General features: G+C 31.6%; 11 protein-coding genes. 7 read left to right on the top strand and 4 right to left on the bottom strand.

Annotation, left to right across the window (positions count from 1 at the left end; translation table 11 throughout):
- Positions 1 to 127: 127 nt before the first annotated feature.
- Positions 128 to 1,222, bottom strand: coding sequence for a metallophosphoesterase (locus PNO30_RS04410; protein ID WP_271987293.1), 1,095 nt, complete (start codon positions 1,220 to 1,222; stop codon positions 128 to 130).
- Between the two features lie 342 nt (positions 1,223 to 1,564).
- Here PNO30_RS04410 and PNO30_RS04405 point away from each other — a divergent pair, with 342 nt between their 5' ends.
- Together PNO30_RS04405 and PNO30_RS04400 are read left to right on the top strand one after the other, a co-directional pair.
- On the top strand, positions 1,565 to 1,870 hold the full coding sequence (locus tag PNO30_RS04405) for a DUF898 family protein (protein ID WP_271966281.1): 306 nt from the start codon (positions 1,565 to 1,567) through the stop codon (positions 1,868 to 1,870).
- A 480-nt stretch (positions 1,871 to 2,350) separates the two neighbouring features.
- Complete coding sequence (locus tag PNO30_RS04400; protein ID WP_271987291.1) at positions 2,351 to 3,400, top strand: DUF389 domain-containing protein; 1,050 nt, start codon at positions 2,351 to 2,353, stop codon at positions 3,398 to 3,400.
- Positions 3,401 to 3,547: 147 nt separating this feature from the next.
- On the opposite strand, the gene PNO30_RS04395 is transcribed toward PNO30_RS04400, so the two are convergent.
- A complete protein-coding gene (locus PNO30_RS04395) occupies positions 3,548 to 4,174 on the bottom strand; it encodes a superoxide dismutase (RefSeq protein WP_048803104.1) in 627 nt (208 codons plus the stop codon).
- Positions 4,175 to 4,596: 422 nt separating this feature from the next.
- Between PNO30_RS04395 and PNO30_RS04390 the strand changes: the two genes are divergently transcribed.
- The 3 genes from PNO30_RS04390 to PNO30_RS04380 all read left to right on the top strand — a co-directional run bounded on the left by PNO30_RS04390 (position 4,597) and on the right by PNO30_RS04380 (position 7,665).
- Positions 4,597 to 5,766: a hydroxymethylglutaryl-CoA synthase gene (locus PNO30_RS04390; protein WP_271987290.1), complete on the top strand. Its 1,170-nt coding sequence runs from the start codon at positions 4,597 to 4,599 to the stop codon at positions 5,764 to 5,766.
- An 11-nt stretch (positions 5,767 to 5,777) separates the two neighbouring features.
- Positions 5,778 to 7,046: a hydroxymethylglutaryl-CoA reductase, degradative gene (locus PNO30_RS04385; RefSeq protein WP_271987289.1), complete on the top strand. Its 1,269-nt coding sequence runs from the start codon at positions 5,778 to 5,780 to the stop codon at positions 7,044 to 7,046.
- Positions 7,047 to 7,473: 427 nt separating this feature from the next.
- A complete protein-coding gene (locus PNO30_RS04380; RefSeq protein ID WP_271987288.1) occupies positions 7,474 to 7,665 on the top strand; it encodes a CsbD family protein in 192 nt (63 codons plus the stop codon).
- A 207-nt stretch (positions 7,666 to 7,872) separates the two neighbouring features.
- Here the strand turns inward: PNO30_RS04380 and PNO30_RS04375 are convergent, their stop codons facing one another.
- Complete coding sequence (locus PNO30_RS04375) at positions 7,873 to 8,745, bottom strand: hypothetical protein (RefSeq protein WP_271987287.1); 873 nt, start codon at positions 8,743 to 8,745, stop codon at positions 7,873 to 7,875.
- A gap of 227 nt (positions 8,746 to 8,972) precedes the next feature.
- Between PNO30_RS04375 and PNO30_RS04370 the strand changes: the two genes are divergently transcribed.
- Together PNO30_RS04370 and PNO30_RS04365 are read left to right on the top strand one after the other, a co-directional pair.
- Positions 8,973 to 10,151: an acetyl-CoA C-acetyltransferase gene (locus tag PNO30_RS04370; RefSeq protein ID WP_271987286.1), complete on the top strand. Its 1,179-nt coding sequence runs from the start codon at positions 8,973 to 8,975 to the stop codon at positions 10,149 to 10,151.
- A 137-nt stretch (positions 10,152 to 10,288) separates the two neighbouring features.
- Positions 10,289 to 10,927 carry an O-antigen ligase family protein gene (locus PNO30_RS04365; protein ID WP_271987285.1) on the top strand — a complete coding sequence of 213 codons (639 nt, stop codon included), beginning with the start codon at positions 10,289 to 10,291 and terminating at the stop codon, positions 10,925 to 10,927.
- A 410-nt stretch (positions 10,928 to 11,337) separates the two neighbouring features.
- On the opposite strand, the gene ung is transcribed toward PNO30_RS04365, so the two are convergent.
- Positions 11,338 to 12,024, bottom strand: a complete 687-nt coding sequence (ung, locus tag PNO30_RS04360; protein ID WP_271987284.1) for a uracil-DNA glycosylase — start codon at positions 12,022 to 12,024, stop codon at positions 11,338 to 11,340.
- Positions 12,025 to 12,091: the final 67 nt, after the last annotated feature.

The following is a 12,091-nucleotide window of genomic DNA, read 5'->3' as shown; positions in this document are numbered from 1 at the left end:
AGTCACTAAAAGTAATAAAATTTACTGACTTTAAAGTTTAAAATACTAAACAAAAATAACTGAATATTTTGTCCAACTTTTTGGGTGCAGTACCGAATAAACTAACTTTTGGGGTATTTTATATTCTTTATTTTCCTTCGATTGTAATCATCCATACTTCACTACGAGCTGTAGTTTTGAAAGGTGGGCCCCAGAAACCATAACCCGCAGAAGTGAAGAAATGTTTACCGTTAATTTTCGCGTAGCCATGATCTAGGGTGTAAACTACATCTGTGATGAAGTTTAACGGCCATAGTTGTCCACGATGAGTATGCCCAGAGAGTTGAACATCTATAGGTAAGGTAGAGTGATAATCGACAGCATCTGGTTGATGATCGACAAGTACGATAGTCTTATTCAAATCAACACTCTTAAGAAGTTCGGCGGTATCTAGTCTATCACGACTAACACTCTTATCTTTACGACCCACTAATATAATATCATTATTAAGTGTGATAGTTTCATCAAATAATGGTATTATACCAGTTTTTTTAACTTCATCGACTATTTCTAGTGCATCACGGTCGTGATTCCCCATCGTAGTATAAACACCTAGAGGAGCTTTTAACTTGCTAAGATTTTCTTGCATATTACGCTTTTTATACATAACCATATCATCGTCCATAAGGTCTCCTGCGATAACTACAGCATCTGGCTTCTCTTCATCAACAATCTTATTCAGTTTCTCAAGTTGAGGATTTGAGAAAAATGTCCCAAGATGAAGATCAGAGACCATAGCGATTTTAACGGGAGTATCAAGATGTTTATCTACCTTGATAGTCTTATTAATAACAGTAGGCGAATATGCCCAAAATAATCCAAGGGCAGTCATACCTAATAAATATAGAGTAGTTATACTTAAACTAATTCCTTGAGAAAGATTTAATTTAAAGATTTTCAGTAATAACTTAGCTACCAATAAGATAACACCTATGACAGCACCGTTTAAGAAATAAAAGTACCAGATATTTCCATAATTTACCCATGGTGCTCCTAATCTTAACATATAAGCCATAATAGAAAAGTTAGCAGCTATAAATAATACTACACCAATAGCTAATTTAACCCTAGCTGGAACAAAAGGTGAGGTCATCCATTTTAAGCCAAGCCACATTAGAACTACTAGTATTTCATATACTGCGAATACCCCGATAAAACCAGCGATAAGTTTCCAATTATTCAATATTAATTCTCCTCCAAACTATTTAATAATAAATGAAAGAATATATTGTATATTCAAACAGAGTGCTTTTCATTATACATTATGTAGCTTAAATTGTCATTAAATTAAGTCGGATAGGATGATTCTTTTAAGTGTTGTAACTTCTTAATCTTAAAAGTTATTGGTGTCATTGCTGCTGGAATGATGTTGAGCGTAACCTTATCTATCTGTGGCATCTTTGCTCTTATCTATATGATTATTTTCAAGATAATATCAAGAAGTTACCGTAAGATTGTACAAATGTAAAAAAAATGATACAATAGGGCTTCTAGAATAGAAATAAAAGAATAGAAAGGAGATAATATGAATTCTGAAAGTTATTTTGATGGAGGAATCCTAGGTTATATTGGTTACTCTATCTTAGGAGCAATAATTTGTGTGTTTACCTTGGGAATCGGAACACCTTGGGCTGTTTGTATGATGCAAAATTGGAAAACGAAACACACTGTGATTGATGGGAAACGTCTATACTTTGATGGTACTGGGGCACAGTTGTTCGGGAATTGGATCAAGTGGTTTCTTCTAACTATCATCACCTTAGGAATCTATAGCTTCTGGTTAGTTATCAAGATGCAACAATGGATTGCAAAACACACTCATCATGTTTAGTCATTAAATTCGGGCTACCCCAAAAGCCCTAAAATTTAACAAAGTTCATATGAAAAATCATAGACGTAGTAGTTTATTGATTTAAAAAGATGGCTTTATAAAGTTTTTTTGAAATCTAATAAACTGTGAGGGGCGACTCGACAAAATCTTATTTCTTAAGAAATCATGATTTTTGAGTCGCTCCCAGTCTTTTGTTCTTAGAATAAGAAAACTGGAATTTTGTCAGTTCTCTATCTTGGAAAGGATATAAAAATCTTTTAAATTGATGGGTTTCCTTAGTGAAAGATTGTGAAATTTTTGATATAATATAAAGAATCAACTGATAGATGCTTTTTTATTTGTCTAGAAAAAAGAGATATTTTTTAAAAAACTTACAGGTGAGAACTAAGGAAATTTAAATACATATGTAATGTTTGACAGAAAATCACTCTATCCTCATCAATAGATAAACAGAAATAAATTAAATAAAAGGAGAAACAGATGTCTGGAAATTATTCAACACGTGAATACCGTGAAAAATTATACGATGATCTTCATGTTAGATCGAGAGATACAGCGATTTTGATGTGTGCAATTTTTATTGCCTCTATCGGATTAAATATGAATTCAACAGCTGTTATTATAGGAGCCATGTTAATTTCACCTCTCATGACACCGATTGTTGGACTAGGATTAGGTTTAGCTATTTTTGACACTCGTTTAGTCAAGCAAGCTCTAGGGGTTTTACTTACTCAAGTATTGGTCAGTTTACTTGTATCGACTCTATATTTCTGGATTACTCCCGTATCTTATGAAAGTAGCGAGTTGATTGCACGAACTTCTCCAACGATTTGGGATGTCCTAATTGCTATTGCTGGTGGGATTGCTGGTGTGATCGGTTCGAGAAAAAAAGAAGCAAACAATATTGTGCCAGGAGTAGCAATTGCTACAGCTCTAATGCCGCCTATCTGCACTGCCGGCTATGGTTTAGCTAATGGGAATGTACGATTTTTATTTGGAGCTCTCTATCTTTTCTTGATTAACTGTGTCTTTATAATGCTAGCCAACATTGTTGGGGCAAAAATTTTAATGAGAAAATCTCCCTTAACTTCATTCAAAGAGCTAAGCATTAAAATGAAAATTGGTTTGATATCTTTGATTGTATTATTGGTTGTTCCAGCCAGCTATTCGGCAGTTACTCTAACTATAGAACAAGCGCGAAAAGAAGGTGTCAAACAGTTTGTAGGAAAAGAGTTTGCCAATCATACGGTTATCAATCAAGTCTACAAGTCAAGGGACAATGAATTGGTCTTGACAATTGTTGGTGACCCGATTTCAGAAGAAGAATTAGAAACAATCCACCAAAAACAAGCCTCTTACGGTATTCAATCTGTTCAATTGAAAGTTAATCAAGTTCAGAATTCAACAAAATTAGATGGTGAGGCGACCAAGGAATTTTATGAAATTATTAATAAATATATCGATCAAAAACTATCTGAAAAAGATTCACAAAAAGATCTTGTAAAAGAAAATGAAGCAGACAAGGGTTAAGGATATTCTATAGATAATACAGACCTTATGATTGAAATAAATAAGATTATAAGTGATTATGTTGAAATTGAAAATTTACTTTAGAAACTGCTGAAAAAAAAAGCATCCAGGAAATTAGATTTCCTAGATGCTTTTTTATCTATGTAATTATTTACCTAATTTTTCTAAGTGTTTAGCTAGACGTTCGTTAACGAAATCCCAGTTTACAACACGGAAGAATTCTTTAATGTAGTCTGGACGACGGTTTTGGTAGTTTAGGTAGTAAGCGTGTTCCCAAACGTCTAATCCAAGGATTGGAGTAAGACCTGTTAAGTATGGAGAGTCTTGGTTAGCTGTAGAAGTAACTACTAATTTACCTTCTTTATCTAAAGCTAGCCATGCCCAACCACTACCGAATCTAGTAGCAGCTGCAGCTGAGAAACTCTTAACGAATTCTTCATATCCACCAAGTTCAGCTTCAACTTTTTCTTTTACTAATCCAGCGAATTCAGAAGAATCTGCTTTAGTTAGAGATTTCCAGAATAGGCTGTGGTTGTGGTGTCCACCACCGTTGTTGATAACAGCTTGACGGATGTCAGCAGGTACGTTATCGATGTTTTTTAATAAACCGCAGATGCAGTTAGCTTCGAATTCTGGGTGTTTTTCTAAAGCTGCGTTTAAGTTGTTAACGTAAGCAGCGTGGTGTTTGTCGTGGTGAATTTCCATAGTTTTAGCGTCGATAACTGGTTCTAAGAAATCGAATCCATAAGGTAATTCAGGTAATTTAAATGTCATAGTAATAATCCTCCTAGGGTTTTTATAAATATATTATAATTATAAGAAAAATATTTAAAATAAACAACAAAAATGCTTACAAAAAATTTTTTTTCCGACTAAAAACTATTTTTATCGTTGTAATAACAACTAATTAAAATTATATAAAAGCTAATAATGTTTCAAATGGAAATAAGGTATTTGCATGAATATACTGTTATTTATATTTTATAATTGATAGACCTAAGTTTTGTGATTTTTAATAGCTATCTATGGACTAATTCATGAAAATTTTATACAATAGTATTTGCATGAATTATTTTAATCATGATAGGAAATATATGGCTATTAGACTTTAATTTTTAATAGTTTAATAGTATAATTATAGTTGGAAAAAATTGTATAGATGAATGATTCGAATTTTAATCGAAAGGAATTTGATAATGAAAATAGGAATAGATAAAATTGGTTTTGCAATGCCAAATTATTATTTAGATATTCGTGATTTAGCCGCAGCGCGTGGAATAGAACCAGATAAATTTACAAAAGGTTTATTACAACTTGAAATGAGTATTCCACCGGTATCTCAAGATATAGTAACTCTTGGGGCACAAGCTGCATATGAAATATTAGATAAAGATGATTTAGAAAAAATTGACATGATTATCGTAGGAACTGAGTCTGGAATTGACCAAAGTAAAGCTTCTGCGGTATTTATTCACGGTCTTTTAGATGTTCAACCATTTGCGCGTGCTATTGAAGTAAAAGAAGCTTGTTATGGTGCGACGGCAGCATTAGATTTTGCGAAAAATCATGTTATGAATAATCCGGAATCAAAAGTACTAGTTATAGCTAGTGACATAGCGAAATATGGAGTTAGATCATCTGGTGAGTCGACACAAGGTGCGGGAAGCTGTGCGATGCTAGTTAGCAGCAACCCTAGAATCTTAGAACTTAACAATGATAATGTTTGTTTGACTCGTGATGTTATGGACTTCTGGCGTCCTAATTACTCACATTATGCATTTGTGGAAGGAAGATTTTCAACGGAACAATACCTTGATTGTTTAACTACTACTTGGGGAAGATTCTCAGAAAAATCAAAACAGAATCTTAATGATTTTTCAGCGGTATGCCTGCACTTACCATATCCTAAATTAGGATTAAAGGGTCTAAGTTTATTATTAGAACAAGCTGAAGAAGATAAAAAAGAAGAATTACTTGCTCGTTTTAATGAGTCTATTTTATACAGTCAACGTGTAGGTAACATTTATACAGGATCATTATTCTTAGGACTGTTATCTTTACTTGAGAATAATACTACTTTAGAAGCGGGTAATAAGATTGCATTATATAGCTACGGAAGTGGTGCTGTTGCGGAAGTATTTAGTATGACTTTAGTTGATGGTTATAAAGAACAACTAAGAAACAATCGTTTTGACGATTTTGACAGTAGAACACGTATTTCAATTGATGAATATGAAAAAATGTTCTTTAGAGATACTACAGTTGATGAAGAAGGGAACTTAGATATTTCTGATATTCAAGATGAAAGCAGATTTGTTTTAGAAAAAATTGAAAATCACAAGAGAGTTTATAAAAAACAATTTTAATAGAGGGAACTATGGAAAAAATTTGGAGTGGATTTTATAAAAAAAATATTGAAGAACGCTTAGGAGTTATTGAACAAGCTGGTATTTTAAGTGAAGAGCATCTTGAATTTCTTAAAAATAATGAGGTTTTAGACTTTGATACGGCTAATAACATGGTAGAGAATGTAATAGGAACTTTCTCATTACCTTTTAGCGTTGTGCCAAATTTTACTGTTGATGGAAAACAGTATGTAGTACCATTTGTTACAGAAGAACCATCGGTAGTTGCAGCTTGTAGTAATGCTGGGAAGATAGTAGCGAAATCTGGTGGTTTCAAAACAGAAATCCTTGATAGAAAAATGATTGGTCATGTTGCGTTATACGATATAGCGGATACTAGCTTAGCTGCGGAAAGTATATTACAGAGTAAAGAACTTCTTATAAAAACGGCTAACGAAGCATATCCATCTATCGTAACTCGTGGTGGTGGAGCTTGTGATATTGAGGTCAAAGTTCTATCAGAAGAAGGTGTAGATTTTGTAGTTGTTTACCTTATCGTTGATACTTTAGAAGCGATGGGAGCAAATATGTTAAATACAATGCTAGAGGCCCTTAAAGTTTCGTTAGAATCACTAACTGAGGGTGTAGCTCTTATGGCGATTTTATCGAATTATGCGACGCGTTCACTAGTTACAGCAAAATGTGCTATTCCATTCGAAAACTTAGGAGAAAATGGAGAGTATTTAGCTAAAAGAATTGAGCTTGCGAGTAAATTTGCAAAAGCAGATGTTTATAGAGCTGCTACCCATAACAAAGGTATCTTTAACGGAATTGATAGTGTTGTAATAGCGAGTGGTAATGACTGGAGAGCTATAGAAGCGGCATGTCAAAGCTATGCAGCAAAAGATGGGAAGTATAAAGGACTTTCTACTTGGTGCTGTGATAAAGAGTCTAAGGAGCTTGTAGGAGAAATCACGTTACCGATGCCGGTTGCTAGTGTAGGTGGATCTATCGGAATTAATCCTACTGTGAAAGTAGCGAGAGGACTATTGAACAATCCAGATGCGAAAACATTAGCGAGTATACTCGTTTCAGTAGGTTTAGCTCAAAACTTAGCAGCGCTAAAAGCGTTGGTAGGAGACGGAATTCAAAAAGGACATATGAAGTTACATGCTAAATCTTTAGCGATTTTAGCAGGGGCTAATAATGAAAATATTGAATCAGTCGTGGAAGAGTTAAGAAAAGAAAAACATATGAACTTAGCTAGTGCTAAGAAAATAGTAGAGAAATATAATAAATAATGTTTAAGAGAGATTAGGATTGCTAGTCTCTCTTATTTGATAAATTGAGTAAAATCTATATTTTTTATGAATAAATCTAAAAAAGATTAATAAATTTAATCATGAAAACTGTTTAATAAGAATAGAAGTTTCTATTTACAGTAGAAATATTCAAAAAATAAACCAGAATTGCCATTACTATAGAATTTTTTGTCATCGTATAAATGCAGTAAGAGCCCTGTTTCTAACATTTTTACGCTCTGTTTCATGATAAATAATAAAACTTTTTTTAATTTTGTGAGCAGTTTCATTGATTAATAATTTAAAATGATTTATCATATAAAGTATAGAAATTAACAAATTAATATCTATAAAAAATATTTAAAGAAAAAGTATATTTAATATCAATTTATAAAAAATTGATATGTAGTATACAGGAGGCACAATTATGTCATTAGAAAATAAATTCGACGAAATCAAAGGATCAGTTAAAGAAGGTTTAGGGAAATTAACTGGAGATAAATCAGTAGAAGGTGAAGGATTAGCAGAGCAAGTAGTTTCTAAAGTAAAAGAAGCTGCAGAAGATGCTAAAGAAGCTGTAGAAGGCGTTATCGACAGCGTTAAAGATAAATTAAAATAATACTGATATTTATTGAATCTTTTTAGGATATTAATAAATCTAAGTAAAATAATAATTTAGTATTCTTACAAAATAGACAACTGACTAAAGTAGAACTTAAGTCAGTTGCCTATTTTTATATTATTTCAGTAAAGATGTTCCCAGGATATAAATTTTAACTTAACGCAAAAAACATCGCCATGTGAAATGACGATGTCTTTTGTTATTTTAATATAATTCGAATCTTTCTACGTAGTACATAGTTCTATTAGCTCCGCTAGTGTAATTTTTATTGTTCAAGCGAAGAGTCATTATACCTACAGGTTTTCTTGTAGCAACATTTTCGTATGGAATAAGAATTCTATCACCTTTAATATCCCATTTTTCTACTGGCATAAAGATTGCATCAGTAGCACCGCCGTAGCCAATATCACTTTTTGCTAAGAATACTTGATCTTTTGCGAAGTACACTACTTTATTTTTGTGATTCATTAATTTTTCTAAATTTTCTTTATTATAATCAGCAACATGATTATTTAATTGGACAAATTCAATTTCTTTATCATTTTGTAATCTTTGTAACACATCTTGTTTTTGGAATGTTTGAGTGTTATATGTATTAAGTAAATCTAATATTTTAGTTAAGTTTATTTGTTTTACTACATTGTCGCTACCATCATTACTAGCTATGTATCTTACAACATTAGCAGTGCTGCTTCCTTGTAAGTTTAACATTCCATAAGCCATAGGTTGTAAAATTTCCCCAGCTTTAGCTAAATCATGTTTATAAGCTTGAGTATTATTGTTTTGAATAGTTTGTTTAGAAGGAGTAGTTACTTTTGTTGTAACTTTTTTATTTATATTGTAATTAGTATTGTTATTATCTTTAATATTATTGTTATTAATGTTATTGTCAATTTGAGCAACATGTTCAACTTCTTTTTGTAAATTAGCTAAAGAAGCTGGATTTTCTTCAGTAGTTTTTACCTCAGTAGTAATATTATCATTAGTATCTACTTTTTTTGCTACTTTATCTGTGCATCCTGTTAATAATCCAATTCCTAAAATAAATATACCTGTTGTTTTTAGAAGTTTGTTCATGTTATTCACCTTCTTTTTTGTATAACTTCTTTATATTTATATTATACATTTAAAAATTACAAAAATCAATCTTTTATTACAAAAATATTACATTTATATTACAAATAAATTTAAGAAGTGTTACAAAATAAAAATTTCGATAAATATAGTCTTGTGTAGACAATATTTGAACAACGTTAGTATTTATAGTAAAATATACTAGAAAATCAAATTAGGAGATAAAATACATGAATAGAGTTGCTATTGTAAGTGCAAAAAGAACTGCTATAGGAAGTTTTGGAGGAAGTTTAAAAGATATTTCTGCTGCGAAAATAGGTGGAGAGCTTGTGAAACAATCATTAGAAAGTATAAATCTTAATCCAAATCTAGTTGATGAAATAATATTCGGTAATGTTTTGCAGACTGGTTTAGGACAAAATGTAGCACGTCAAATCGCAGTTAATGCAGGTATTCCAAAAGAAAAAAGCGCCTTTGTTGTAAATAAAGTTTGTGGATCAGGACTGAAAAGTGTTGTTCTTGGGGTACAATCAATATTATTAGGGGATAATGATGTAGTAGTTTGTGGTGGTGTTGAGAACATGAGTGCGGCACCTCATTATACAAAGAATGCTCGTTTCGGACAAAAATTAGGCAGTTTAGAATTAGAAGATACTATAATAAATGATGGTCTTACAGATGCGTTTGAAAACTATCATATGGGTATTACTGCTGAAAATATCGCAGAACAATACAATATAACAAGAGAAGAGCAAGATGAATTTGCTCTTTCAAGTCAGAATAAAGCGGCAGCAGCTATTGAAAATAATCAGTTTGCTAACGAAATAGCATCGATAGTTATTAAAACTAGACGAGAAGAAATTATTTTTGATACAGATGAATTTGTTCGTCCGAATACAACGTTAGAAAGTTTAGCTAAATTACGACCAGCTTTCAAAAAAGATGGAACTGTAACAGCAGGAAACGCATCAGGAATAAATGATGGTGCAGCCTGTGTTGTTTTAATGAGTGAAACTCGTGCTAAAGAACTAGGATTAGAAGTTCTTGCTTATATTGATGGTTATGCTTCGGCAGGATTAGACAATACGGTAATGGGATTAGGTCCAGTTCCAGCAACGCAAAAAGTACTAGAAAAATTAAGTTTAAACATAGAAGATATAGATTTATTTGAAATGAATGAAGCTTTTGCTGCACAATCTATAGCTGTAACTCGTCTACTAAATCTAGATCAAAACAAAGTAAACACACGTGGAGGAGCTATTTCGCTAGGACATCCAATCGGAGCTAGTGGATGCCGAGTTTTAGTTACTTTAGTTTACGCACTAATCAATGATAATAAAGAAAAAGGTGTCTGTTCCCTTTGTATAGGAGGAGGACAAGGGATAGCTATGGTGATTTCTAGAAAATAGTTATATGATTTATATAAATATATATTTATAAGAAAAGCTGAATATCTTATTAAAATTAAAGTTATTTATGAAAATAATTGTCTATTAGTAAAGAAAGTGTTAAAATAGATAAGTGATTATTTTTAAGGAGAAATATTGTGAATAAATTCATAAAAGAACATGGACAAGTTATTTTGTGGTTTATCTTTTTAGTGTTTATGCTAATATCACTTAGTATGGTTTTTACACATGGCATTAGATATGCAGTAATAGTCTTTGTACTAAGTTTTATATTATTATGTCCACCTATTGTAAAATTAATTCAGCGTAAAACGCGATTGAAAAAAGTAGTATTAGGTGTTGTAAGTGCACTTGTAATGATGTTAACTATGTTAATGACGAATCATTTCAGTGAAGCTAGAAAAGAAGAACAAAGAAAAACTTTCCAAGAGAAAAAAGAAGAACGTGATAAAAAATTAGAAGAACAGTCTTCAGAAGAGAAAAAAGAAGATAATTCTGATGAGGATAAAGAACAACAACAAGTTCTTCCCCCTCCTGCTTCTAAGAAAAAAATTGACGAACAGGATGGAACAAAAAATGAGACTGTTCAATTAACTCAAACTCAACAAAATAAACAGCAACAACAACCTAAAAAAGTAGTTGTAAGAGCTAGTAAAAAGAGTGGAGTTTATTACACACCGACACATCCTTCTTATAATAATGTTGCAGCAAGAAATCTACTAGTCTTTAGTTCAGAAGAAGCTGCTCAAAGAGCAGGTTATAGAAGAGCTGCATAAAAAAATCTCAGACATTTATTGTCTGGGATTTTTTGTTTGGAATAGAAATAATATAAAATAAAAAAACGTGTTTGGGGAACACGTTTTTTTAGTGAACTAAATTAAGTTCTAAGCAATTTCTTGCTTGTTTATATCTAATCTTATATACAAATAACAAAAGAGTCTTTCAACTCTTTAAAGGGAGAATGGCTTGCCTAGGGAGCGACAAGCCACATTATGAAAAAAATTAAAAAGTTTTATTATCTGTTAATATCATAAAGAATTAACCGAAATATTGGTTTAAACAAAAATAATTTCAAACTTAAAAGGGAGAAACGACAAGTGTCGTTAAGAATGAAATATTATTACTTTTGTTTAGGTAACCATTATATACCTTGTACTTAAAATATACTTAAAATTTTCTTTAATTTTTAAAAAAATGAAATTTGCTCGTTTGTTTTCATTTTTAATTCAAAATTTATAGTTTCTCTATCATTTTCAGCTAAATAACTGTTAATTTGAGAGAAGACTTTGCTTCCGAAAAAGCCACGGTATGCGGATAGTGGACTTGGATGAGCTGATTCAATAATTTTGTGTTTTGAAGGGTCAATTAGTTTATTTTTACTTCTTGCATAGGCTCCCCATAAAACAAAAACTACATTTTCATTTTTTTCTGAAATATTTTCAATTATGTAATCCGTGAAATTTTCCCAGCCTATTTTACTATGACTTGCTGGAGAATTTTTTTCTACAGTTAGTACAGCATTAAGCAAAAATACACCTTGCTTGAACCAAGATTCTAAGTTTCCTGTTTTTGCTGGTTTAATACCTAAGTCATCATGAAGCTCTTTGTAAATGTTAATAAGACTTTTTGGAAGTGGTACGCCATCATTTACTGAAAAACTTAACCCACATGCTTGATCAGGATTATGATAAGGGTCTTGTCCTAATATTACGACTTTAATATCTTTTAATGGTAAGTCGAAAACTCTAAAAACCTGTTCTTTTGGCGGATAGATAGTTTTAGTAAGACGTTGTTCGTCAATTTCTTTTATCATATTATTTAGTTCATCTATTTTTGGATAATTATTGAATATTTCTTCCCAACTGCTGTGCATATAAAACTCCTTTGAATAACTGCTTGTTATAAAAGTATAACATAGTTAAATTTTTATTAAAATAGTT

This window comes from Gemella haemolysans (genome assembly GCF_028308085.1).
Taxonomy (GTDB): domain Bacteria; phylum Bacillota; class Bacilli; order Staphylococcales; family Gemellaceae; genus Gemella; species Gemella haemolysans_D.
Note: the sequence above shows the minus strand (reverse complement) of the source record. Positions and strands in the feature narration are given on the sequence as shown.